At 54.3% G+C, this 26,862-nt stretch carries 15 protein-coding genes; 3 read left to right on the top strand and 12 right to left on the bottom strand.

Annotated features, from left to right (window positions below):
• Positions 1-46: 46 nt before the first annotated feature.
• The 4 genes from BLQ88_RS24920 to BLQ88_RS24905 form a co-directional block, all read right to left on the bottom strand.
• A complete protein-coding gene (locus tag BLQ88_RS24920) occupies positions 47-1,543 on the bottom strand; it encodes a RagB/SusD family nutrient uptake outer membrane protein (RefSeq protein WP_090155569.1) in 1,497 nt (498 codons plus the stop codon).
• 18 nt (positions 1,544-1,561) lie between these two features.
• Positions 1,562-4,744, bottom strand: coding sequence for a SusC/RagA family TonB-linked outer membrane protein (locus BLQ88_RS24915; RefSeq protein WP_229212848.1), 3,183 nt, complete (start codon positions 4,742-4,744; stop codon positions 1,562-1,564).
• Positions 4,745-4,862: 118 nt separating this feature from the next.
• A complete protein-coding gene (locus tag BLQ88_RS24910) occupies positions 4,863-5,876 on the bottom strand; it encodes a TlpA disulfide reductase family protein (protein WP_090155567.1) in 1,014 nt (337 codons plus the stop codon).
• 155 nt (positions 5,877-6,031) lie between these two features.
• Complete coding sequence (locus BLQ88_RS24905; protein WP_090155565.1) at positions 6,032-6,991, bottom strand: helix-turn-helix transcriptional regulator; 960 nt, start codon at positions 6,989-6,991, stop codon at positions 6,032-6,034.
• A gap of 93 nt (positions 6,992-7,084) precedes the next feature.
• On the opposite strand from BLQ88_RS24905, the gene BLQ88_RS24900 reads away from it, so the two are divergent.
• Positions 7,085-8,239, top strand: coding sequence for an FAD-dependent oxidoreductase (locus BLQ88_RS24900; protein ID WP_090155563.1), 1,155 nt, complete (start codon positions 7,085-7,087; stop codon positions 8,237-8,239).
• Between the two features lie 17 nt (positions 8,240-8,256).
• Here BLQ88_RS24900 and BLQ88_RS24895 read toward each other — a convergent pair whose 3' ends face one another.
• From BLQ88_RS24895 to BLQ88_RS24860, 8 genes are all read right to left on the bottom strand, one after another.
• Positions 8,257-9,957: an SGNH/GDSL hydrolase family protein gene (locus tag BLQ88_RS24895; protein WP_229212847.1), complete on the bottom strand. Its 1,701-nt coding sequence runs from the start codon at positions 9,955-9,957 to the stop codon at positions 8,257-8,259.
• A gap of 131 nt (positions 9,958-10,088) precedes the next feature.
• The gene (locus tag BLQ88_RS24890) at positions 10,089-11,456 is read right to left on the bottom strand and encodes an enolase C-terminal domain-like protein (RefSeq protein ID WP_090155733.1); all 1,368 of its coding nucleotides are present in this window, start codon (positions 11,454-11,456) and stop codon (positions 10,089-10,091) included.
• Between the two features lie 202 nt (positions 11,457-11,658).
• Positions 11,659-13,899: an outer membrane protein assembly factor BamB family protein gene (locus BLQ88_RS24885; protein WP_090155559.1), complete on the bottom strand. Its 2,241-nt coding sequence runs from the start codon at positions 13,897-13,899 to the stop codon at positions 11,659-11,661.
• Positions 13,900-13,919: 20 nt separating this feature from the next.
• Positions 13,920-15,644, bottom strand: coding sequence for a RagB/SusD family nutrient uptake outer membrane protein (locus tag BLQ88_RS24880; protein WP_090155732.1), 1,725 nt, complete (start codon positions 15,642-15,644; stop codon positions 13,920-13,922).
• Positions 15,645-15,667: 23 nt separating this feature from the next.
• Positions 15,668-19,249, bottom strand: a complete 3,582-nt coding sequence (locus BLQ88_RS24875; protein ID WP_229212846.1) for a TonB-dependent receptor — start codon at positions 19,247-19,249, stop codon at positions 15,668-15,670.
• Positions 19,250-19,424: 175 nt separating this feature from the next.
• Positions 19,425-20,696, bottom strand: a complete 1,272-nt coding sequence (locus BLQ88_RS24870) for a FecR family protein (protein WP_090155558.1) — start codon at positions 20,694-20,696, stop codon at positions 19,425-19,427.
• Between the two features lie 98 nt (positions 20,697-20,794).
• Entirely contained in the window at positions 20,795-21,388 is a 594-nt protein-coding gene (locus BLQ88_RS24865) for an RNA polymerase sigma factor (RefSeq protein ID WP_090155556.1), read from the bottom strand.
• Positions 21,389-21,481: 93 nt separating this feature from the next.
• The gene (locus BLQ88_RS24860; protein WP_090155554.1) at positions 21,482-22,069 is read right to left on the bottom strand and encodes an RNA polymerase sigma-70 factor; all 588 of its coding nucleotides are present in this window, start codon (positions 22,067-22,069) and stop codon (positions 21,482-21,484) included.
• Between the two features lie 174 nt (positions 22,070-22,243).
• Here BLQ88_RS24860 and BLQ88_RS24855 point away from each other — a divergent pair, with 174 nt between their 5' ends.
• Entirely contained in the window at positions 22,244-23,194 is a 951-nt protein-coding gene (locus BLQ88_RS24855; RefSeq protein WP_090155553.1) for a FecR family protein, read from the top strand.
• Between the two features lie 85 nt (positions 23,195-23,279).
• Positions 23,280-26,837 carry a SusC/RagA family TonB-linked outer membrane protein gene (locus BLQ88_RS24850; RefSeq protein WP_090155551.1) on the top strand — a complete coding sequence of 1,186 codons (3,558 nt, stop codon included), beginning with the start codon at positions 23,280-23,282 and terminating at the stop codon, positions 26,835-26,837.
• Positions 26,838-26,862 lie beyond the last annotated feature (25 nt).

Here is a 26,862-nt window from a genome sequence, read left to right as displayed (position 1 = left end):
AAAAAGCACGACTTCGCATGACACAAAGCGTGCGGGTCGCCTGCATTTACAGGTTCGGGTTATTATTAATTTCGTTGAGCGGGATCGGGAAAAGATAGTATTTGCTGTTCGGCACCAATGGCGTGCCGTCGGGAAATTTGGTAATCCAATGGCCCAGGACACTCACCGTGGCACCGCGCGTATCTACAAACTTTTCCGTCGTTTCCTTTCTGACCGGCGCGGTTTGCAGCCTCAGAATGTCGTACAACCGGAAACCCTCTCCCCAAAGCTCCTTGCGCCGTTCGAGCAGGATCTCTGCGATCAATGCGTCCTTGCCAAGGCCCGATAAATCCGTCAGCCCGCGCTGACTCCTCAGCGCATTGAGCGTCGCCGTCGCGCCGGGCACGTCGTTCAGCCGGGCTTTGCTTTCCGCTTCGATCAATAACTGCTCCGACGACCGCATCAGCACGATATGCGCATCATGGTTCGGATATTTGTTCCGGAATTTTTTGTAGCGATAACCTCTGTACAATGCCTCGGAAGGCTGTTTTGCAATTTCAAACAGCGACTTCCGGACGTCGTCCTTGTCGAACAGCGCGATGAAATTCGGGTCGGGCATAATGCTGTTATATCCGTAATAAAGGTTGGTACCGGCGGCATCGGTGGCGTAAGGCGTAGTTTCAATGTACGCCATGTACGAAGCGCCGCCCTTGTTTTGGGTAATTGTTTGGGGATGCCCCCAGATCCATTCCGGGTTGCTGACGTCGTTGAAACCTTGCGTGTACTGCGTGGCCGACATGATCGGATACCCGTCGCGGGCTTTCACGGCGTAGTCGCGGGCGAGCTCCCATTTTTCCTGCGTAAGGTATGCACGTGCGAACAATCCGTAGACTACATTCAGATTAGGCCGGTTTTTCTCCGCCCTTTCGAACCCGGCGAGCAGTTTTTCCGCCTCCGTGAGATCGGCGATCACCTGGTCGTACACTTCCTTCACGGTTGCACGCGGCTTCGGTACCGTGTTGGGCGTAGTAGGTTCTGTGTAAACCGGCACCGCTTTGGCATTGGCGTCTTTGGCATAGGTAAACTGGTATTGCCGCACCAGGTTCAGGTAATTGTGCGCCCGCAATGCATACGCCTGACCTTTGAGGTGTTTCAAACTCGCCTTGCTGGCATTATCGACCTTGACATTCGCAATGATGTTGTTCGCATGGTCGATCGACGTGTATTGCAATGTCCAGAAAAACAACGCGCGGCGGGTAGTGTTATCGAACGGGTCGCGGTAAGGATATGAGTCACGGAACCCGTACCGGCCGTCGCGGGCGAACGCGTCCTCGCCCATTACGTCATGCGTGAGGAAGATGGTAGGAAGCCCCGGATTGTCCTGGGAAGTGCTGTTTTCGAGCAAAAAACGGATCGAGCCATTGACGAATGCATCGATATTGGCTTCCGAAGAAAACACCTCGGGTGTCGTGATCTGGGTGGCAGGAGAAGTATTGAAAAACTCGTCGCCGCACGAAGTAAGCAGGGTCGCCGCAACGAATAGTAAACTGAATTTCCGTATCATGGTTGGAATGGTATTGTATTAAAATGATACATTAAGAACTGCTGAAAACGATTTCTGCGCCGGATAGCGGTAGAATGTCGATCCTGAAACGGTCTGTTCCGGGTCCATGCCCTTGTGGCCGTAGAAGGTCAGGATATTATCGCCCACGAGGCGAATCTTCACGTCGCTCAGCGTCAGCCGGGAAACCCAGGCCTGCGGCAGTGTGTAAGTAAGCGAAATGTTTTTCAGACGCGCGTAGGTGCCGTCGTACAGGAACCGCGTGGAAGGAATGGTGTTCCAGGCGTCGGAAACGTACGACAGGCGCGGGTAATCGGTATGGGTGTTATCGGGCGTCCAGCGATTGAGCGCTTCCTCCGACCACGCGCGGCCGGGCGCATTACCCAGGTGCGTGACCATCGGCTGGTCGCCGTCGAAAATTTTGCCGCCAATGCTGTACGCGAGGAGGAACGAGAATTCGAAGCTTTTGTAGGCAATGCTGTTATTGAAGCCGCCATAAAAATCGGGCAACGAGCTGCCCTGGAAGTAAGGCGTCGCTTCGGTCTGGTTTTCGGTGGTGGTCCGGCCGGTCACGTTTTTATTTTCGTCCAGCACATCCTTGTACCAGGTTGCCTTGCCGTTCTGCGGGTTTACGCCCGCCCATTCTTTTATGTAAAAGTCATAGACGGAACCACCTTCGACGAGCTTTTTGGTATTGCCGTATTGTCCTATCGAGCCGGTCAGGATTTCCTTCTGCGGCAGTTTGGTGATTTTATTGGTGTAATGCCCAAAGTTCAGCGTGGCGGTCCAGGTGAAATCCTTGCTGCGGAATGGCACGCCGGTAACCTGGCCGTCGATCCCGCGGTTGCTCAATGAGCCGACATTCGCACTGATACCGCTGTAACCGGTGGATGGCGAGAGCGGCCGGTTGAACAGCAGGTCTTTCGAGCGGCGATCGAACAGGTCGATCTGCGCAATGAGCCGGTTGTCGAACAGCGACACGTCCACCCCGAAGTTCAGGTTCAGGTTGGTTTCCCATTTCAAATCCGGTGTAGGGAGGTCGGACGGCAACAGGCCGAGCTTATCCAGACTATTGTAGATCGAATAAAACCCGCCGTAAGCATAATCGCCCACCAGCACTTTGTCATTTCCCTGCGCACCATAGCTCGCCCGCAGATTGAGGTTATCCAGGCGGGAAACGTCTTTCAGGAAGTTTTCCTGCTTGATGTTCCAGGCCGCCCCCACCGACCAGAAGTTCCCCCAGCGCGATTGCTTGCTGAACCGCGAGGAACCATCACGGCGGTAGCTGGTCGAGAAATGGTAGCGTCCCAGGTAGTCGTAATCCAGCTTGGCCAGCCCGCTCGCGAGCTTGTAGTCCGAAGAAGTGCCATTAAACACGCCGCTGACCGTTCCGGCCGAAGGCTCCGTTTTACCCAAAACCTGAAAACCCGTGCGGCTTCCCGAGAGATCGGTAACGTTGTTGACATACACTTCCGGCCCGGCCAGGAGACTGAGCGAATGCCTGCCGCCGAGGTTGACCGCGTAATTCAGGAAGCTGTTCACGGTATAATTAAGTGTGCGGCGGGCGCTTCGGGATGCGGTACCCGCGCCGTCGGTGATCACGCCGGTGCTGTAATAGGAATGCGAATAGGTATGGGACGTGACCGCACGGTAATCTACATTGGCCGTTGTTTTCAGGAACAATCCTTTTGCAAATGTGAGCGTAAAATTCGTTCCGAGCAGAACGGCGTCGGTCTGTTCGCCGGAAATGGCATTCTCGGCAGAACCCAGGATGTTGGAGCCGCTCGATGCGGTCGTGGGGCGCCAGCTGCCGTAGTCCCATTTCTTATTACCCCGTTCGTCCAGAATATAGGTCCCGTCCGGATTGCGTTCGTAAACGGGGTAGATGTCGGAGATCAGCCGCTGGAAATTGGCGAAGTTACCGGTGTTGCTATCACTTTGGTTAGGCGCTTTCTGGAAGCCGGACGACAACGAAATGTTCGCGCCCACATCGAGCCATTTATTGATCTTCGATTGCAAATTGGTACGCAGGTTATACCTTCTGAAATCCGACGTTCTGATCCAGCCTTGTTCGTTAAGATACCCCGCCGACAAGAAGTATCTGGTACTCGCACTCCCGCCGCTCACGCTGAGGTCGTACTGCTGGCGGACGCCCGGCCGGGAAATGGCCTTGCCCCAGTTGTCGTTCCAGACCGGCGTCGCGCCCGGCACCACCTTGCCGTCGAGGCCTACGGGTTTCGGGTAGTTCGGGCCGAAAATATTGACTTTCAATGCACCGTCGACCAGGTAATCGCTGGCATACTGTGCGGCTGCCTCGGCGGTTTTGCCCTGGTCGAGCTGCGTGTTGCGGATCGCCTCCCATTGCAATTCGTAATAATCTTTGGCCGACAAATACTTGTAATCCTTCACCGCACGGCCGGTGATACCATAGTTGACCGAAAAGTTGAATGCAGGCTTCGCATTCAGCGACCCGGATTTGGTGGTGATCACAATCACGCCATTAGCGCCCCGCGAACCGTAAAGCGCACTCGCCGTCGCATCTTTCAAAACCGAAATAGATTGGATATCCCTGGGATTGAGATTGTTGGCATCAGAAACAGGTATACCGTCGACCACATACAGCGGCGCCGTCGAAGCATTCACCGACCCTACACCCCTGACGTACAGGTCGGCGTCCGAGCCCGGCTGGCCTGCGGAGGCAATGGATTGCAGCCCCGGTATAGTACCCTGTAAAGCCTTGCCTACGGTAGTTATTTGCAGTGTTTCAATGTCTTTCGAATTCACCACCGCCACCGACCCCGTGTAGCTGGATCTTTTGGATGTTGTATAACCTACCACCACCGTTTCATCCAGCTGGTTGGTCGATTCGGCGAGGCGAATGCTGAGCGGCTCCTGCACGGAGGTGGCGGTAATTTCCTGGGTTTTAAACCCCAGATAACTGACAGTGATCGTGAGCGGTAGGGCTTTACCGCTGGAAATGCTGAATTTCCCGTCGGCATCGGTAACCGTCCCCGCACCCGCAGCTCTGATTGCCACCGTCGCGCCGGCTACCGGCTGATTGCCGTCGTCCAGTACGGTTCCGCGGATTACATTCTGAGCATGAGCGGTGACAGCTAAGCAAAAGACGATCAGCCATGTGTATTTCAATTTTTGCAAACAGGAGCTGGCATTCCGGCCCCAAAGAGTGAGTAGTTTAATTTTCATAAGCTTTGATTAATGAAGGATTGCCGGCCGGGCATAGCAATGCTGCCGGCCAAAAAGGCCGTTGCAAATGCGGTTTGTTGTATTTAAAAAGTTAGTCGGGGAGCGTCGTGCGGTACTTTTATCTGCTTGCCGCAGTTGCTGCGGGCGGGCCAAGCAGCTCTTCCAGTTTCTTGTGCAGCTCCTCCCCTCTCAGGTTTTTACCAATGATTTTTCCCTGCGGATCGAGCAGGAAATTGGCCGGAATTGCCCTCACGCCATAAAGCGCTGCCGGTTCGCTGTGCCAGTATTTGAGGTCGGAGATTTGCGTCCAGGCAAGCCCATCCTTCCCGATGGCCTTGATCCACGCTTCTTTACTTTTATCCAGCGACACGCCCAGCACATCGAACCCCTTGTCCTTAAATGCCTGGTATGCTTTTACCAGATTAGGATTTTCCTTGCGGCAAGGCCCGCACCAGGCAGCCCAAAAGTCGACCAACAGGTATTTGCCAAAACGGTCGGACAGCTTTACAGGCTTCCCGTCGGGCGTATGGGCCGTAAAATCGACAGCGGGCTTTCCAATGCTCACCTTATTCAGGGTCAAAATCAGGCTATGCAGCGTCTTCACATAGGGCGTCTGGTGCAGCGACGCGTCCAGCAAGCCGATATTCCGCTCTATTTCCTCCGGTGAAAGCCGGTAGGCGAAGTTGCGGTAAAGTACATATGCCGAGACGATCGATGCCGGATTGGCTTTAATGAATTCATCGATTTTCACATCCGGCTTACCCTTGTATTGTTCAAACAGATCTTGTGCAGGCGAGCCTGTCACCTTGGCCTGCCTGTAACGGGCAGCGGTATCGAGTGTGACGGTAACCCTGGACGTGTTTTGCAGAAAGAGGAACAACGGGTCCTTTTTCTTGTCGACCGTCAGTCCGTAAAGCTCCGGTAGTTTCAGTGAGGTTTTTATGCTAAACCTGCCACCCTCGATTTTAGCCGAATCGATCGGATAGAAGATCTTTTCCTGGAATTTTTCGAGATACACATACCCCGAGGAGGCGCCGGGGACGATTCCTTCCACGACTACGGGTTTGTCCTGAGCAAAAGCAGTATGCGCTACTGCAATCAGACCTGCGAGGGCAATTGCTTTGAGTTTCATTTAAGCTATTTATCCTATCTTTTAAGTAGATTTTAATACAAAGATAGAAAATTGGAAAGTCACCGGGGAGCAATAGGGATTATGTTGGCCAGTTTACCACCAACCGGGTCTTTTTTCCATTTTACTATTGGGCTACCTAAAATCCAGAAACCCGCCTACCCTGTCGAATACTTTTTGGGCTTGGCGCCGATGTGCTGCTCGAAAACCCGCGAGAAATGGCTCAGGTTGGTGAACCCCAGCCGGTAGCCGACCTCGGAAACAGAAAGATGTTTTTCACGGAGTAATCGCGCGGCTTCCACCATACGAGCCGACTGGTAATATTCGAAAACGCCCTTTCCGAACGTTTGTTTGAACAACTTTCGCAGTTTGGGCTCGCTCATACCGGCTTCCCGGGCCAGTGCGGCAATGTTGGGCGGCTCGTCCGGACGCGCTTGCAGTTGGTTCCTGATAGCGTAGATCGCCCTGATGTCATCGATATGCATTACGCCCGGCGCTACCTGCTCGCGCTGCATGAGGATAGCGAAGACCTGGCACAGGAGCTCCTCGCACTTCAATCTGTAATATTGATCTTCCAGGGCTTCCGGCAATTCCGTATCCAGCATTTGCCCTGCGGTACCGATGATGCCTGCGGAAATGCCGGTTTCGAGTACAAGATTGTCGCGCGCTTCGAGCACGCTGGCTACCACGGGATGCTGAATGTGCCCGAAAAGCTGGTTCAGATAGCGCTTTGAAACGGCGATTGTCACACTTGAAAACTTCGTATGCGAGGGCATGGCCATTACCGCCGACACCGCGTGCTTGCAGATCAGCACATTGGCCTGCTCGGGCAGCAGCTGCTCTGCCGACTGAGCAAGAGAAGGAAAGATCCCGCCCAGCATAAAAATGACATCCTCCTGCCCTTCCGAAAGCTCGTTGGTGCGCTCTACCTCGACGTCTTCCTTCAAATAATAGTTACGGATCATCATCCTCAGGTCGGTTCCCCACGAAAACCCTGTGATATACCCTGCGCCCTTGTTTTCCGGAATATAGATGAACCGCCCCGCTACCCTGGCCCCGATGGCCCTGGCAAATTTGAGGGCGATACCAGATCCGTCATCGGTAACCGAGATTTTCATTTACGACTATTTTTGTATTTAAAATAGGTATTTTAACTCTCAAAGTGCTAATAATTTTGCATTCATCAAACTTTAAACACAAACAGCACGAAAATGTTATTAACAAATAAACAAGTCGCCATCATCGGCGGCGGTCCGGGAGGGCTCACATTGGCAAGGCTTCTACAAATCCAGGGCGTCAGCGTCAAAGTGTATGAAAGGGATTACAGCGAGCACGCACGGGTGCAAGGCGCCACGCTCGACCTGCATTATGAGTCTGGATTAAAGGTAATGGAAGCGGCGGGGCTGATGGATGCATTCAGAGCTGCGTACCGTCCGGGAGCGGAAAAGGGCCGCGTGGTAGATGAATATGGAAATATACTTTTCGAAGACGGGCGCGAGGAAGCTGCCCTCGGTTTTGGCGATGAAGCTTTCAGGCCGGAAATCGACCGCGGACCGCTGCGGAATATGCTGCTCGCATCGCTGCTGCCCGGTACCGTCATCTGGAACAGCCATTTCAAAAATATGTCACGCACCGATGGGGCCTGGCTGCTGGAATTCCATAACGGCACCACGGCCACAGCCGACATCGTCGTGGGTGCGGATGGCGCCAATTCCAAAATCCGCCCCTTCATCACGCCTGAGCGACCGTTTTACTCGGGTATCACCATTTTGCAGGGTAATGTGCCGGATTCGGCGATGGCAGTGCCGGACATTCACAAGCTGCTGAACGGCGGGAAGCTTTACATACACGCAGGCGGAAAGTTTTTGCACCTATCTTCCAAAGGCGATGGCAGCCTTGATTTCTACATTACCTTCAAGAAAGACGAACATTGGGTAGCGAACGGCGGAATCGATTTTTCCGACAAAAGCCACCTCCACACATGGGCCGCACAGGAGTTCGCCGGATGGAGCCCACTCTGGCTCGACCTGTTTGAACATGCAGAAATACCCCTGTTAGAACGGCCCCAATACTGTATGCCCCTTGACCAACAATGGGAATCCCTGCCGGACCTGACCATGCTCGGCGATGCGGCCCACCCTATGCCGCCCTCGGGCGAAGGCGTAAACCTGGCCATGTTGGATGCGCTCGACCTGAGCGAATGCCTGACCAGCGCAGAATTCCCGGACATCCGGGCCGCCATCAACGCCTACGAAAGCCGAATGCAGGAAAGAGCCGCCAAAGAAGCCCGGGAATCGCTCGAAATGTCTGACTGGATGCTTTCGGAAGGCGCAGCAACCCGGATGGTTGAAATCCTAAGTCAGTGATTCGAACCAAGGCTACCTTATTTCCCTTTCGACTTTTTACTGATAACCTGTTGCTGTACAAACGCGTGTAGTTCATTCAAATCAAACCTGGAAGTATTGTGCGCCTTCGCGTAAGCCACATACGGTAATGCCTCCTCCGGCTCGTTCATTTTAAGCAGTATTACAAAAAGCATCCGCGCGCGTTCGAAACTGTTCTCCATCCTGAATGCTTTGGAAAAATAATTGACTGCCTGCCTGTTTAGTCCCAGGGCGGCACTGAGTTTTCCGGCATTGTCGAAATGCGTAACATTCAGCGGATCGTCCAATGCCAGCGCTTCGGTGACACGCAGCATTTGCGCGGTATCTTTCACTGTCGCGTAATGCTGTTGCAGCCGTGCCATAGCATCCCGCCAGGTAATTTGCTTCACCACCAATGCACCCGCCAGCTGCTCCTCTTCCGTTTTGGCGCGTTTTTCTTCCGCCGGCATGGGCTCATTGAATGGCCAGCCCTCTTTCAGGATCATCATTTCGTACCCGCCTTTCAGGGAATCCACCAATGTGACGGGCATTTGTTTTTTTAGTAAATCAAAAGACATTTCCGTTTGTGCGGCAGGCAGGAGTTTCGCTTTTTGAAGGGCTTGATAAAATGCTTCCGAAAGCAATGCATAACCCTGTAAATTGGGATGCACGTGTTCCAGCAATGTTTCGCTGCCTAGAATGCCGCCGGCAGAATGCTTTTCGAAAAGGTCGCGCGCGTCCACGAGCGTCACGCCCTTATGTGTGTGAGCGATGTCCCTGATGATCGCATTCAATGCTTCCGGCGCCCGGAAACGCAAGGCGTCAAGCTCTTTGGCCAGGACTAACTCCTTTTTAGCGCCCTTATAATCAGCCTTTTTATACAAATCAATTCCCACCTGGTAATGGGCATCGGCCGATTTCCCCTTTCCGTCCGGAATGCTGATGAAGGGCTTCAAATCCTTTTCATTGCTCACCAGGTTGCCGATCAGCAACGGTACGCCCTTTGCGCTTGTCAAGGCGGCCAGCTCGCTCATATTGGTCCTGAACTGATCCAGCCCGGCCTCATACTCCTCCGAAGCGAATGCGATCTGCTGATCGGCGGCCATCCGTTTCATGAGGTTTTCACGCAAATCGACGTTTTTGCCGGAAATTAGCGCACCAATACCGTCGGTAACGGAGGCCATCAGTTGAGTAAGCCGCAGGCCCCGCAGGTTCATCAGCAGGCGCGCCAGGGTGCGGCTGTGACCGATCCCTTTCGTAGCGGCTACGCCCATTGCCCCGTAATATTCATTGTGGCCGGTGTACACCAGCACGGCATCGGGCTCGTGATCGAGCACGGCCTTGCCGAAATCGAGCACGGTATAGGAGTTTACCGCAGTCAGCGAGAGGTTAATGAGCTCGAAATCACGTTCGGGATAGGTCTGCGAAAGCCTGTATTGCAGCCAGCGGTGGAACGAGCCGTTGTTCATGTAGGGATACCCGATGGTCGTCGATTCCCCCAGCACGAAAATACGGAGCGTGCCTGATGCCTTCCTGGCAAGAAACGGTTCGGTATTGCCGTAAGTCGCATTTTTTTGGTTGGCAAAATAGCGTTTCGAAGCATGCGGGTTCAAAACAAGGTAGCCTTTCCGCGACGGATCTTCCGTAAAAACCGCTAGGTCGTGGCCGTACGCGAATAACCGCAATGCCCCTTCCAGCACCAGCAGTACCAGAAAGGGCATTAGTATTACAATCAGTTTAAATAATGATTTGCGTTTCATTGGTTGTTACATGCCTACGGCATTCGGCATCTTTCTCGTCAACTTTGTGCTACCAATATTACATGCCTGACGGCATTTCCTACCATCGAACACTACGGACGAATGCTCGTACCGTCAAATTTACGAACCTGCCAGTTGGATTTGCTGGTGATCGGGTATTTGGCCGCTTCTTTTTCATCGATATCCACGCCAAGGCCGGGCACTTCGTTCACCGACATGTACCCGTCTTTCATTGTGGGACACCCTTTGAAAATTGCCTGCGTTTTTTCGTTGAAACTCACCGCTTCCTGGATACCGAAGTTCCAGACTGCCAGGTCGATGTGCGCATGCGCCGCGTGCCCTACCGGCGAAACGTCGCCGGGACCGTGCCAGGCCGTTTTGACATTGAACCACTCGCCCAGCCGCGCTACTTTCATGGCCGGGGTAATGCCGCCGATCTGCGAAACGTGGCAGCGGATATAGTCGAACCACTGGTTGGCCATCGGATCGCGGAACTCGTTCACATTGTTGAACAGCTCGCCCATCGCGATAGGTACTGTGGTGCTTTGCCGCAACTGACGGAACCAGCCCATGTTTTCGGGTGAAAAAGGATCTTCGATAAAAAACGGCCGGTGTTCCTCCAATGCTTTAATCATATTGATAGCATCCATCGGCTGCACGCGCTCGTGGATGTCGTGCAAAAGCTCGATTTCTTCGCCGCAACGCTTGCGCACTGCTTCAAAAAGCTTGGGTACCGATTTCAGGTAGGCCCTTTCGTTCATATAGTTGTCGGTAGCACCGCCGAAACCGGCCGCTTTGAAATCGGGTTTCTGCTCGGTAGCGCCCACCGCACCGTAGCCGCCCTGCTGGATGCGGATGTATTTAAAACCCCGCTCCATAATGCGCTGGACATCGTCCGCCACAGCTTCCGGCGTGTTGCCATTCGCATGGGTATAGCACGGGATCGCGAAACGGGCCTTGCCGCCCAGCAGCTGGTACACCGGCATACCGGCGCGTTTGCCCTTGATATCCCAAAGCGCCTCATCCAGCCCGCTCAATGCATTGTTCAGCACCGGGCCGTTGCGCCAGTAAGAGCTCACGTAGGTCGAATGCCACATGTCTTCGATATTATCCACGTCCTTCCCGACGCAGAACTCATTCAGGTAAGTGTCGATCGCCGTCACTACCGCAAAGGCCCGCTGGGTGAAAGTAGCGCAGCCAAGCCCGTAGAGCCCGGGTTCGGTAGTCTCTACTTTCACGACGATCAGGTTGGAGCCCTGGGGCGCTGTAACGATCGCCTTCACGCTTTTGATTTTGACCGGCGCCATGCCCTTCGCGTACGCGGGCTGCGAATAATGCGCCTTGCCATGCGCACGGTCGGCGGTGCCCAGGAGGCCCAGCAATCCGGCAGCAGAACCTGCTCCCAGCATTTTCAAAGCATCACGACGATTTTGGTTAGGCTCAAAGGAATTGTTGTTCATCATGTTTGGATTAGGAATGATTGGGTTAATTGTTGGGAATGGTTGGTGGTAGACGATGCGTCATGGACCGCCGACCGCTGACCACCGACCGCCGATCTCAAAAAAATTCCACATTATGGTCTATGGTCAGCCATCGGCGGTCAGCGGTCAGCCATCGGCGGTCGGCGGTCAGCGGTCGGCCGTCGGCGGTCAAATCGCCCCCTCACGGCAGCGCGAACGCAACGTACTTCCCACCCGGCTTGTGCCCGTTTTTGGCGCCGCCGGCTGCGATTACCACATATTGCTTACCGTTGACCATGTAGGTCGCGGGCGTTGCGAAGCCGCCTGCGGGGAGTTGGTATTCCCAAACGGTTTTGCCGGTTTTGCGGTCGAATGCGCGGATCTTTTCGTCCTTCGTGCCCGCGATGAACACCAGCCCGCCTGCGGTCACGATCGGACCACCGTAGTTTTCGGTGCCGGTAATGGGAACGCCCTTTTGGGTCAGTTCCGGGAACTCGCCGAGCGGTACGCGCCAGAGGTATTCGCCCGTATTCAGGTCGATCGCATTGAGTGTGCCCCAGGGTGGTTTGATGGCCGGGTAGCCGTCGGGGTCGAAAAAGCGCGTCCAGCCATTGTTAATGTAAGGCGGAATGTACGGGAAGGCGGATTTTGCCTCGGTAGGCGCTTCGCTCGAACTATGGTTTTCAGATGCCGTCACCTGCTGCTCCGAGTTGGTCAGGAATCCGATGAGCTCGCTCCGCTCCTTGTCGGAAATATGCTGAAACGAAGGCATTCGCCCGCGCCCGCTTTTGATGATATTTCCTATCTCCTCCTTCGACATCCGGTTACCGACCTGCACCAGGCTCGGGTATTCCTGCCCGCTTCCCTGGCGGTCGGCACGGTGGCAGGCGGCGCAGTTTCGCATGTACACAGCCACACCCGGTGATGTGGCAGCTTGCCGGATGCCATTCCTTCCATTGTAGTCCATCATTTTCAGGTCCCACACCATTTCGTTCGCATTTTGGTACAAAATACCTTGCGGATCGGCGGCATTACCGCCCCATTCGGCACCACCGCCAATGCCCAGGTAGAGGCTCCCCTCTTTGCTGGGTGGCATATACTTGTTGCCGGAGCGGGTCTGGGCAAACTTTTCCTTTACAAATGCATGCGCCTCGGGCGTTCGATCGGTAATATCCTTTTCAGTAAAATTCTGCCGGGCGAATGGTACCGGTTTGGTCGGAAAGGGCTGCGTGGGCCAGGGATGTTCGCCGGGCAAATGGTAGTCGGTCAATGCGGGGCGTTCCTCGACGGGGAACAGCGGCTTGCCGGTATCGCGGTCCAGCAGGAACAGGAGGCCGTCTTTGGTGGCCTGTGCTACGGCGTCTATTTTCCGTGGTTTGCCGTTGGAGCCTTTATGCGTTACCGTCAGGAGATTGGGTTGGCAGGAAATGTCCCGGTCCCAAAGGTCGTGGTGCACCGTTTGATAGTACCAGTTCATTTTCCCGGTTTCGGCATCGAGCGAGATCACGCAATTGGCATACAAATTCTTCCCTTCGCGATCGGCACCATAGAAATCGACCGACGGCGAACCGGTACCGAAATACACCGCACCGCGCTTTTCGTCGAGCACCATACCGGCCCAGTTGTTGGCCCCGCCAATGCGTTTCCAGGCATCTTTCGGCCAGGTATCGTGGCCCGGCTCTCCCGGTTCCGGTACTGTGTGAAAGGTCCATTTGAGCTTTCCCGTGCGCACGTCGAATGCACGGATGTGCCCCGGCGCGGCGTCCCCGTACTCGGACACGCGCGAGCCGATCACGAGCATATCCTTGTAAATCACGCCGGGCGAAGTCGCGTCCACCGAAAGTTTGTCATTTTCACGTCCCGGCCGGCCGGTAACCCCCGCACTCAGGTCGACTTTCCCGCCGACGCCGAAGCTTTCCACCAGTTTTCCAGTGGCCGCATCCACTGCGCAAAGGTGGTTACCGGCTGTGTAAAGGATTCTTTTATCCCCGCCGTCTTCCCAAAACATCACACCCCTGCTGGCATGGAAACGCGGCGTTCCCCCTGCAAACGGGTCGAAACGCCAGAGCTCCTCGCCTGTATCGGCTTTCAATGCGAACAGGCTCAGCAGCGGCGTCGTACCATACAAAATGCCGTTCACGACGATCGGCTGGCACTGGATTTCCATCGGGCGCCTTGCGGCAGGCGTTCCTGCGGCGGGAACGCCCTCCGGCCGCTTGTTGGCGTCGTATTCCCAGGCCACTTTCAGCCGGTTTACATTGGTCAGGTTAATCTGCGTCAGCGGCGAATAGCGGTTCCCGGCCTTGTTGCCGCCGTAAGCCAGCCAATCGGTATTGCGGTCGTCGGTTGCGCTCAAAAGCATCGACAAGAGCATTCCCGACACGGCCAGCCCGCACAGTAGTCGTGCCGGCTGGCCGATATGCTTCCGTATTTTTGGATTCATCGGTTATTCAATGGTTTGAATCAATACCCCGGGTTTTGCCGCATGTTTACGTTGGCGGTGATTTCGTTGATCGGGATCGGCTGGGCGTAGTCGGTGGGGTCCCATTGGATGGCTCCGCCACGGATGCGCTGGTAATAGGCCGCTTCCTTGTCGCCGATCTGCCAGCGCCGGACGTCGAGCCACCAGTGGCCTTCGCCGAAAAGCTCGGCCCAGCGCTCGTATTTGAGCGGGTCGTTTTTCAGGACGGCGTCGCTGGCCTTGGTGGCGTCGGTGAGGCTTTTGTAATCCAATGCCGAAGGTGTATTCACCGGCAAGCCGTATGCCCTTCGTTTCACCTTGTTGATGTATTCCAATGCACCCGCATTATCGCCCGAATGCGAGAGCGTCTCCGCGTAGAGGAGGTACACATCCGCCAGCCGGAGCCAGGGGAAATTGGCACCGCTCGACATGTTGATCTCCGCTTCTGTACCCGTCGGGTTCGTGAATTTGCGGAAGCTCCACGCCTCCATATCCAGCTCGGTGATGTCGAGATAATGCGAGATCGGGCGTTTTTTGCCGCTGACGATCATCGAGTCCACGTAAGGCTGGTAGCACGCTACCCAAAGGCGCGGGTCGACGGTCTGCTTCTTCTTCGCTTCCAGTGAGCGGGCAATATAGGCAGGGTCCACATTCGCGATGTTGGCGCTCGTGGTGCCGGGTTTGAAATAATGCCCTTCATTAAAACCGAAACGCGCGATGTTTTTGGCGTGCGGGAACACGTTGGACCAGGCCGAAGCCGCCTGCCCGCCATTGTCGCTCACATACGTAGGCGCGATCACCATCCCGATGCTCGACCCCATCGACTGGTCATCGCCACCGCGGGCGGTCATATCCACATTGAGGTTTAGTTCAAAAAGCGATTCGGAGGTGAACTCATTTTTACCATTAAACATATCCTTGTACACATCGAACGTCACGAGCGCTTTGCCGCTGTTGGTCACTACGTCGCTGAGGTAGGTTTTGGCATTCGCCCAGTCGGCCTGGTAGGTGTAAATTTTGCCCAAAAACCCTTTCACAGCCCATCCCGACACTTTGTACTTATCGGTTGCGCCGGTCCAGTTGGTGCTTTTGAGCAGGCCTTCCGCCGCTTTGAGGTCGCTGATAATAAAATCCCAGCCTTCCTTCACCGTTTTGCGCGGCACCTGCGTTTCGTCGAGGCCCGAAGCCACTTCCGTAATGATCGGCACGCCCATTTTGGCGCCGTCCGTACCTGCATTGAAGCCCTCGCCCCAAATCGACACCAGGTGGAAATAGTACCAGGCGCGCAGGAAAAGCGCCTGCCCTTTGATCAGGTCAATCGCCGCGGCGTCGTTGGGCGCTTTCTGGCGGTAAGTTTCAATGGCCGCCAACAATGTGTTGCTCCGCTGGACACCGCGCCAGAGCTCGCGCCAGTTGTCGTACAGAAAGCTGTCGTTGGGTTGCGAATTGTTCTGGCCCATTTGAATCCACGTCGGGGTACCCTGCCAGCTGAGGTCGGTGGTGTGGTCCCAGAGCCAGGTATTTTTGGCCAGCATGGTATGCCCGTACAGGCCATTGGCATGCTGCGTCGCATACACGCCGGTGAGCAACTGTTCCAGATCGGCCACCGAAGCCGGGTATTGCGAAGGAGCCAGCGCGCCGGGGTTTTCGACATTCACAAAGTCGTCGCTGCACGAAAGCAGGCCGGTCAACGCGAGCAGCAGGAGAAATTGGTTTAATATCTTCATAGCTTGATAGCTGTTAAAATCCATTAGAAATTCAGATCTATACCCATGGAAACCAGTCGCGTGCGCGGGTACGAGTAAATCGTATCGAGCCCGCGGGCGGTGGTACCATTCCTACCCAGCACTTCCGGATCGAGGCCCGAGTAGCCCGTGAAAGTGAGCAGGTTCTGCGCCTGGAAATAAACCCGCAAGCCGCTCATTTTCCATTGCTTAACCAACGCCGAAGGCAATGTGTAGCCCACTTGCAGGTTGCGCAGTTTCAGGAAAGAGCCGTTTTCCACCACGAAAGAGGAAATGCGGGTGTAGTTCGAATTCGGGTCGCGGACATAGTTGCCCGAGGCGTCCGTTGTACCCACGCGCGGCTGATCGGTGAGGCCGTTTCCATTGAAAAACGAGGTATTGAAAATATCGTTGGTCGTATTATAGTCACCGACAAAGAACTGGGTGTAATATTTGTTTGCATTAAAAACATCCACACCCTGCACACCCTGGAACATCGCCTGCACATCAATGCCTTTCCAGCCCAGATTGAGCGAAAAGCCGTAGGTGATCTTCGGCCACGGATTTCCGATGTAAGTCTTGTCGTCGATGGTAATGCGGCCGTCGCCGTTCACGTCACGGAATTTGAGATCGCCCGCGCCGGTACCGGCATTCTGGAAAAACACGCCGGTGGTAGGCTTGCCTGCGGCTGAGGCGGCTTCCTGCGCGCTCTGGTTCAATGCGGCAACTTCCGAATCGGTTTGGAAGAGCCCATCGACGATGTACCCGTAAAATTGGCTCAGCGGCCTTCCTGCCTGCGTACGCGTGACGGTACTTTCGAGGTAATCGCCCGCGGCGCCGTCGTTGATCGGGTTGTTGTTGGTACCGCTCAGCTGTTTAACCAGGTTTTTGTTAAATGCCGCATTCAAGCTTACGGAATAGGTAAAGTCCTTCGCCTTACCCCGGTAGTCGACGGCCAGCTCGATACCCTTATTGCTCATCTGGCCGATGTTCGTGTAAACGCCGCTCGTTCCGTAGAAACCCGCCGAAACCGGCACCGGTACCTGGTAGATCATGTCCTGCGTCTGGCGGCTGTACCAATCGGCGGTGATGTTCAATGCGTTACGGAACAAGCCGATATCGAGACCAATGTCGGTCTGGTTCACCTGCTCCCATTTGATATTCTGGTTGGGAAGCTGGGCCGTCAATGCATAGCCTTTCGAGCGGTCGCCGTTGGGCAGGCCGAGGATATTCGTACCGCCGGTGCCTCCGTAGGAAGCCTGGTAGGTGTATTGCGGAATGCTGCTCGTGCTGCCGAGTTTACCATAGCTCGCCCGGATTTTCAGATTGGATACCTGCGAAAAATTATCCCGCACAAATGCTTCCTCACTCACTTTCCAGCCTACCGAGAACGACGGGAATACGCCCCATTTGTTGGCCGGGCCGAAGCGGTCGGAGCCGTCGCGGCGGACATTGGCGGTAAACAGGTATTTATCCGCAAATGTGTAATTGATCCGTCCGAACTGCGAGAGCAGGCGCGTCTGCGGGAATTCTCCGCCGCTCGTTTTGTAGGTGCTCGGGTTGGTGGTCATGCCCAGGTTATAGGTAATCACCTGGAAACCCTGCGCTTCGCCACGCAAATTGCTCAGGTTAGACTGGTAAGCTTCGTAACCCACCATGGCCTTGACCTCGTGACGCCCGAATGTCTTCGCGTAGGTGAGCACGAAGTTTCCGGTAAAGTTTCGGGTATTGTTCTGCTCGCGGACCAGGAGCGCATTCAGGTTTTTAAGGGTGCCAAAATCGTAGGCTTCCGTGAATTTGTAGTTGTTCAGGGCGTAAATCGAAGCACCGAAAGTGGAGCGGAAGTTCAGGCCCTTGACGATTTCCCAATCGAGATAAACATTGCCTTCCAATGCGTACTGATTGTTCTTCGCGTGGTTGATCAGCTCGTTCGCGACGAGGTTGGGCCCGGTAAAGAAAGTACCGGTCTTCGCCCAGCCGCCCACGGGGTTGGTAGGGTCATATACCGGGATTACCGGCGCCGAACGGAACGGAAACGTAGTCGTTTGCACCGGGTTGGCGCGGGTACTCCATCCGTACAGTGTCTCGCCGACTTTCAGGCGGTTATTGATCTTGAAATCCGCATTCGAACGGATACCGTACCGCTCGAACCAGTTGTCGATCATGGTACCTCCTTCGCGCTGGTAGTTCGCCGAAAGGTAGTAATTGGTTTTCGGGGTGGCACCGGAGAGCGAAAGCGAATAGCTCTGGTCGCTGCCATTCTGGTAAACCTGGTCTGCCCAGTCGTTATCGGGCAATGTCGCCGGATCGCCCCAGCCGCCCACACTTACGCCGGAAGCTGCTTTGGCTTTCACGTAATCCGGTGTGTTCAACATTTTATAGAGGTTACGCGGCTGGCGCACACCATAATATGCATTGAAATTGATATTCATTTTATCCGAACCCACCGTGCCGCGCTTGGTGGTTACCAGCACTACGCCCCCCGCCGCCTGCGCGCCGTAAATGGCCGCTGCGCTCGCATCTTTCAGGATTTCAATGGATTCGACATCCTGCAAGTTGAAGTTGTTCCCTGCCGACATCCGGATTCCGTCCACAATGTAAAGCGGCGACATCCCGCCGATGGAACCCACGCCGCGGATCACGATGTCGGACGATGCTCCCGGCGCACCGTCATTACGCGTTACCTGTACGCCCGCCGCACGCCCCTGCAATGCCTCGTTGACGCTCCGAACCGGCAGGCTTTTGATCTCTTCCGATTTCACCGACGATACCGAGCCCGTCAGGTCCGAACGCTTTTGCGTACCGTAACCCACCACGACCACCTCTTCCAGCGCCTTGTTATCGATCCGCAACGTGACGTCGATCTGGCTCCGGCGCCCCACGATCACTTCCTGGGACAGGAAACCGACAAACGAGAATGTCAGCACCGCGTCGGCATCGGTAATGTCGATATTGAAAACGCCCTGCTCGTTGGTGGAAGTACCGCGCTGGGTGCCTTTCTGGATCACGTTCACGCCCGCGAGCGGCTCCCCTTTTTCGTCGATGACCTTGCCCGTGACGCTGATGTCGAATATCGTTTGCAGGTTGACTTTCTTACGCATCAATTCCGTCATCCGCTCCTTCAAAACCGGGTCGGAGGTGAAGGAAAATGGTTCTTTGAGGCTCGCCTCTTCCTTCGGCTTCCGGGCCGGCTCGCGCTTTTTCTTGACGATAATCGTCTTATCCACAATGTTGTAGGTCAATGGCTGGCCCGCAAAGCAGGCGTCCAGCACCTCCTTCAAAGGCGCATTGGTGACGTTGATGTTGACCTTTTCGGCCTGGTCCAGCATTTCGAGGTCGCAAATGAACAGGTAGCCCGTTTGTTTCCTGACGGTCCTTAGCACTTCCAATAAGGTTGCATCCTTCTTTTTGATCGATACCTGCTGGGCGAACGTGTCTTCGGCCAGCACCTGCAATGTACCAATCAGGAATATCAACACGGTTAATTTCATCGTCAGGAGAACTTTGCCAAAGTCGGTTCGGTGTTTGATGGCGCACAGCTCCCACAGAGAACGGATAAGTATATACGCTCCCCAAAGGACGGTTTTGCCCTTGTATACAAATTTCATAGTTTTGTATGCCTGGTTAAAAGTGAATGTATCGTTGTCCAATGATCTCAGGATTAATCAGGTCGGGCCGGGTGCGGTCGCAACGCATCCGGTCTTTTTCCTCATTATCCTTCCAAATGCTGCTCAGGAGGAGTTCAGGCGTTTCATTGTTGTTTCAGGGTTAAGTTGAAGGTAATCAATCTGTATTTTTTACGGTAATCTTTCTATCGTCGATCCGGAACTGAATGCCACCCGTCATTTCGAGCATTTTCAGCACTTCCGACACATTATTTTTGCGGGAAATGGTCCCGGCAAACGACTTTCGCTCCACATTTCCCTCGTACCTTACATCCAGGTCGTACCAGCGCGAAATCTGCCGCATAATCTCCCGGATATTGCCGTTGAATTCGAACCGTCCCTCCTTCCATGCTACCACACTCTCGGTATCCACCGTTTTTACCGCGATTTCATGCGCCGCCTCACCCATTGCCACACGCGCCTGCTGTCCCGGCGAAAGCACTTTGGTGACCTCGTCCTTCTCCACCCGCACGGAGCCTTCGAGCAGGGTCGTCTGCATGGTAGGCTCGTCGCCATAGGAACTGATATTGAAATGCGTACCCAAGACGGTGATTTCCATATCCTTACCTTTCACATTCTTATCCACCACCCGCACCAGGAACGGCCTGGTTTTATCGGGTTCTATTTCAAAATACACCTCGCCGGACATTTCCACATCGCGCCGGTTACCTGTAAATGCGGTGGGGTATTTCAAACTGGAACCTGCATTCAGCCAGGCTTTGGAACCATCCGGCAGCACGATCTTGTATTGCCCGCCTAACGGCGTCCGCAGCACATTATAGGCCGGAGAACCGTCTTTCGCGATAGTTTTGCCGTAAATGACCTCCCCTTTCGACTTGTCGATCGTAGTACCGGGCTGCACGGACAGGTTACCCTCGGTAATCGTATTCAGGTCATAGGTTTGTCCGTCCGCCAGCGTCAGGCTTGCCTTGTTGCCGCCGGCTGCCGCATCGTCGCCGTAAACGCTTTGCATCACCGCCACGGGCTGTACAGGCGGTACGCGGTTCACCCAGCGATACCCCGCATACATGAGGAACAACACCACCGAAGCCGCCGCCAGCTTAAAAAGCCACATAGGCCTGGTTGCGCCGGGCTCGCCCGGGCCGGATTCCTCCCCGGTAACACTTTCATCCCACCCGGAACCGCGCGCGCCTGCATTGTCCGAATGATGACTGGTAGCCGAAAAAATAGAACTCAGGATATCGTCTGCCGTTTCGTCCGACAACGAATGCTTCGTCCCGTCGCTGCGGATAAACTGGTCGATCAGCCCGTTGATCTGCTCACGGTTATCGTCCGCCAGCAGCAGGGTCATCAGCTCTTCCCGCTCTTCGTCGGTTATCTTTTTTTCACAATACCGGAAAAACAAGTCGTCCAGTCGTCGGTTTTGCATAAATAGTCAGGATTACGGACGGCTGTTACCGACCTTCACCCGTAAAGACTTTTGCCAAACGGTTTCGGGGGACAATGCGACAAAAAAAAGTTTAAAAATTAATTTACCAGGAAAAACAGCAGCCAGGAGATCGAGATTTCCAGCTTCAATTTGCTGTACGCACGGATGTGGCGCAATGCGCGTGCGAGATGTGTTTTCACGGTTTCGGAAGAGATACGCAGCGTTTTCGCGATTTCTTCGCGTTTCAGTTCCTGTTCCCTGCTCATGAGGTAAACCTGTTTTTGCTGTGCAGGCAAGAGCTCCACCGCCTGGTGCACGATTTCCGCTATTTCGATATCGAGCAGGCGGTTATAAGTCGTATTTTCGGCTACGGGTATTTCGAGCTGGAGGTCGTCGACGAGCGCTTGCTGCCGCGCCATTTTTTTGAGGGCGGAAAAGACGTGGTTGCGGGCCATAATGAAGAGGTAATCCTCGAAAACAGCAATCTCGGGCAATGTTTCCCTTTTGACCCACAGTTTTAAGAATACATCCTGGACAACTTCTTCTGCCAAAAAACTGGAATGGGTGAGCCGGAATGCGGCGGAATAGACTTTATCGCGGTACCAATGAAAGAGGGTGGCAAATGCCCTTTCGCTGCCTGCTGCAATATCAGTCAGCAATTCCGCTTCATTATGTAGGGCATCTATCTTCAATGGAATACCAGGCAGATTCGTACAAATGTAAACACCAAAACGGATCGAATATGAAAATACTATTAATAAATGTTTTTAAAAAGAGAAGCAGCGCTAACGCAGCATTTGGAAAAAAGACATTATTAAAACAAAATCTTTCAAACGGAGCCGGAGTATCCGCAATGCACGGGTGAGGTGATATTCTGCTGCTTTGGATGAAACATTCAAGCGGCCTGCGATTTCTTTCAGTGACAAATACTCCTGACGGCTCATTTTGAAAACGGCCTGGGCTGGTTGCGGCAGCTCATCGACTGCCTGGGCCAATCTCAGTTGAAGCTCCTGAAAATCGAGTGTTTCTTCCGTCAGATGAGTTATCTCCGAACCCTGGCTGAGAATTTCCTCATGCACGCGCCGCCGCACCTGCTGCATGTCAATGTAGTCGTATACCATGTGACGGACCGACTGGTACAGGTACGCTTGCAGGGATGTGTGGATGGTCAGCTGGTCGCGTTTCAGCCAGAGTTTGGTGAACAGCTCCTGAACCATTTCTTCGGCCACCGCCCGGTCGCGAACGTGATTGTAAGCAACCGCATACAGGGGCGACCAGAACTTTTCATAAATCTTCCTGAAAGCCGCCTCATTCTCGGCTTTCAGGCCGGCAAGTAACTCGTCGTGGTCTGGCGTTGAGGCGGAAAACTGCATGGAATGGTGGAGACAGATCTCTATAAAAAAGTCTAACAATATTAAGTATTATCCTAGTGAAGCCATCACTTGCGGGTTGGATTTAATTTTTTTAGAACGAATCAAAGATTTTTCTTGACAATAGTTTAGGGAGTGGTTCCTGTGGCCCGTCATACAATAAACCAACTCCATCACATGCATCCGAAGCAACTCCAATACCTGATCCGCTGCTACCGAGAAGGCACCGCCACCCGCGAGGAACGCGAGCTACTGGAAATGCATTGGAAGCAAATGCTCGACGCAGAGGCCGAAGATGGTCTTTCCCAAGCGCAGCGGTCGGCACAAGAGCATGATATCTTTCAGAATATCGTTCACGCCGTGCAGCAGCACGAACCGGGCTCTTTCCGCCCGGTCCGGCCACTTGGCCGGAACCGCTGGGTAATGCTGGCGGCCAGTCTGGTGGGTATTTTGCTGATAGTGGGCACCGCCCGGCTGTGGTTGTATAACCCGGGACCGCTGGAATACCGGACTGCTTATGGCGAGCGGAAGCATATCGTGCTGCCGGAAGGTTCCGAAGTGTGGCTCAATGGCCACTCGACTTTGCGCTATGCCCCCGATTCGCTCGGGAACCGCCAGGTATGGCTCGACGGGGAAGCGCAGTTCTCGGTGCGGCACACGGCCAATCACAACAAGTTCGTCGTGCATATGGCCAACCAGCTGAATGTGGAGGTGCTTGGTACGGTCTTCAACGTCGTAAACCGGCATGGCGACGTCAATGTAGTACTCCGGTCGGGTGCTGTTCGTGTGGTGGATCAATCGCGCGAAACCCCTGACATTGTTCTGAAACCTAATGAAATGATCAGCCGGAGCCGCGCAAAACCCGTATTGGCCAAAGCGGCCGTGCAAGCGCAGCCGCGGCTTGGCTGGAAAGATGGCGCGATGTACCTGGAAAACAAACCGTTGGGAGAAATCTTCGACTGGATTCGGGATACGTACGGCATTACGGTCCAATGCACGCCGGGATTCAGGAATGAAACTTTCGCCGGCACCATCCCGACCGATTCTATTGATTCTTACTTCAACATGATTGAAAAACTCTATCAGGTAAAAGCCCGTAAAGACGGCCAGACCTATGTGATAGAATAAAAATATCCACCTGCGCTTCTGTCCCCGCCAAGGTAAAAAGCAACAGGTGGCATTACGTACTTGAAACCCTAAAATTAGTATTCCAATGAAGAAAAACTTACTGTTTTGTAGTGGCTGGCTAATTTTTAGTGCCGGGGTGCTCACGCATTCCTACGCACGAGCGCAATTAGTGGCCCATGCGCACAGGTATCCTCAGGAAACACCCGCTCAGCCCGGTAAGCCTGCCAGGATAGCATTGCCGCAATTTTTGAAGAGCTTATCGTCCCGATACGGCGTTGCCTTCAATTTCAATTACAGGCAAATGAACCAGAAAACGGTAGACGCATCCATACTGGAACGCAAAACCGAGAAGCTGGAAACCATCCTGACGGAAGCCCTCGCGCCGCTGGACCTGATTTTTGAGCAGTTCGAAAAAAAGTCATACATGATTTACAGCCGCCCCGCCGCGGCCCCCTCACCTGGCTCCCCGGCAGCGCCCGAGCGGAACCAGTCATCACCGGCAGGCGCGGGCGAACAATCGCCGGTGAACAAGGCCGACCGTACTGTGCGCGGGGTAGTAAAAGATGAAAAAGGCGAAGGACTTCCCGGGGTAAGTGTGGTGGTCAAAGGCACGCAGCGCGGAACCAGCACCAATATCGACGGAACTTACGAGCTATCGGTACCGGACGGGTCGGCTACGCTGATTTTCAGCTTTGTCGGTTACGTACCGCAGGAAAAGAGCATTGAAAACGAAAGCGTGATAGAAATTACCTTGCAAACGGATACCAAGGCATTGGAGGAAGTGGTGGTAGTGGGCTATGGTACGCAAAAACGCGCCGACGTCACGGCGGCCATTTCGTCGGTACCCATGAGCGAGCTGCGCGATATGCCGGTTTCGAACGTGGCAACCGCGTTGCAGGGAAAGATACCGGGCGTGGTGGTGCAGCAAAACAGCGGCTCGCCCGGCGCGACGCCGGCGATCAAGGTGCGGGGGTTCGGATCGATCAGCGCAGGTAATGCGCCGCTCATCGTGATCGACGGTAACATCGTAAATGCCAGCATTTTCGCGAATCTCAACCCGAATGACATCGAAAGTATGGATGTGTTGAAAGATGCATCTTCGACGGCCATTTATGGTTCCAAAGGTTCGAATGGCGTTATCCTTGTCACTACCAAGCAAGGCAAAAGCGGGAAGCCCAGTGTGAACCTCGATATATTTACCGGCTTCCAGCAGGTCAGTAAAAAGCTCGACCTGATCAATTCGCAGCAGTTTGCCGAGTTCGGGAAAGATGCTTCCAACAATGCTTACCTGGACAATGTGCCCGGTGCCAAGATCAGTGACCCTAACAGCGCCCGTCCGACGGACTATCTACGCTACCGCTACCCGAGGGGCGAGGTGTTCGAGTGGTTTAATTTCGACGATCCGGCCAAGGTAGCGGCGCTTCCTTATACTGATTATCAGGACGAAATATTCCGCACGGGCAAAATGAGCAGCTACCAGCTTTCGGCCTCCGGTGGTTCCGACAAAGCCCGGTATAGCATCAGCGGCGGCTATCTTACGCAGGATGGTGTGATCCGGCGGTCGGCGATGGACCGGTACACCATGCGTGCCAATGTGGAAGTGAATGTGCTGCCGGCATTGAAAATAGGTTTGAACATCAACCCTTCCTACCGGGTCCAGCAGGAAGTGCGCGATGCGGGTCACTGGGCTGATAATGCGGTGGTCAACTCGGCGCTGTCGGTAATGCCGATGATACCTATTTACGCCGCCGAGGGGTCGTACACGTCGCAAACCGCATTTGCGGCGCCCTACAACTATCCGGGCATCACCAACCCGGTAGCCAACATTACCGAATACAACAGCCAATTCATTACAACCAACCTGCTTGGAAATACCTACGCCGAACTCAAACTTTTCAAGGATTTCACCTATCGCGTGACCGGGAACGTCAATTTCAGCGGCAACCGCCGCAATGCGTACCGTACTTCCCGGATGCCTTTGAACCAGATTTTGCCGCCATCCGTCTCGACGGGTACCGCATACTCCGACCAGGGGCTGAGCTGGCTGTTCAACCAAACGCTCAATTACAGCAAATCACTCCGCGAGGTACATAATTTCGACGTGCTGATCGGTATGGAATCGACCAAATTCCATTACCAGGACAGTCAGGGAACAGGCAGCTCCTACCCGAACGACGTGGTAGAAACTTTGAACGGCAGCGCCAGCGGCACCACCACCACGGCATCATCAGTACGATTTGAAAATGCATCCGCTTCCTATTTCGCGAGGGCCAATTATAATTACAAGGGAAAATACCTGGCGAATATCTCTGTCCGCCGCGATGGTTCTTCCATTTTTGGGTCGGAAAATCGCTGGGGTACTTTCCCGGCGGGATCTTTGGGATGGAGAATTAGTGAAGAAGATTTTGCAAAAAGCATTTCGGCAATTTCTGAGGCCAAACTCCGCGTGAGCTATGGGTTAGCGGGGAATAATGCATTTACCAACCAATATCCCTACGTCGCCACCCTGCGCTCCGAAAATTACAGCTTCAACAACTCGCTGGTGAATGGTCTGGCACCATCGTCGCTCGCCAACCCGCAATTGGGCTGGGAGCGCAGCCAGCAGCTCGACGCAGGTATCGACGTGGGATTGTTCGGCAACCGTGTTTTCCTAATCGTGGATTATTACCGTCGCATTACCAAAGACCTGCTGCTATCCGTGAACGTACCTACGCTGACCGGGTTTGGTACGGCAGTGAAGAATATTGGTAAAATGGAAAACAAAGGCTGGGAATTTGCATTGAATACCCGCAACCTGACCAAAGCATTCGTCTGGAACACCAGCCTGAACCTTTCATTGAACCGCAATAAAGTACTGGCACTCGGTCCCACGGGCGACCCGATCCGCAGCGCGAGCGGCGTGGGCGAAACCAACATCACCCAGATCGGATCGCCGATCGGAAGCTTCTTTGGTTTTAAACAGATAGGCGTATTCAAAGACCAGGCGGATGTGGATAGCCATCCGCACGACCCGACTACACGGCCGGGAGATGTGAAATATGAAGACATCAATGCAGACGGCAAGATCGACGCGAACGACCGCACGATCATCGGTAACAACCAGCCAGACTTCATTTACGGAATGACCAACACATTCACCTACAAAGGTTTTGATCTGAACATTGCGATCCAGGGTTCTCAGGGTGGCGAAATCCTGAACCTGAGCCGTCGCTTTTTTGAAAACCTGGAAGGAAATGCCAACCAGCTGAGTACGGTACTGAACAGATGGCGGTCGCCGGAAAATCCCGGTGACGGCGTAACGCCCCGCGCCAATGCACGGACTACCGGCAACAACAATGCGATTTCGACGCGCTGGGTGGAAGACGGGTCCTACCTGCGCATCCAGAATGTGAGCCTGGGTTACCAGCTGCCCGCCGCGTGGATCAGCAAGGCCCGATTGCAGCAGGTTCGTATTTACGCTTCGGCACAAAACCTTTTCACATTTACCAAATACCTCAATTATAATCCCGAGGTGAGTAACTATGAATCGGCTACCATCGCCACCGCCGGCACACCGCTTCCGGGACCGCTGGCGGCCGGGGTGGATTACGGCTCGTATCCTTTGGCTAGAACTTTCACGCTGGGTATCAACATTGGATTCTGATCGGCATCAAACAGTCCGAGCGATC

The organism is Dyadobacter soli (assembly GCF_900101885.1).
GTDB classification, from domain to species: domain Bacteria; phylum Bacteroidota; class Bacteroidia; order Cytophagales; family Spirosomataceae; genus Dyadobacter; species Dyadobacter soli.
The sequence above is the reverse complement of the archived record's forward strand: the minus strand, read 5'-3'. Positions and strand labels throughout refer to the sequence as shown.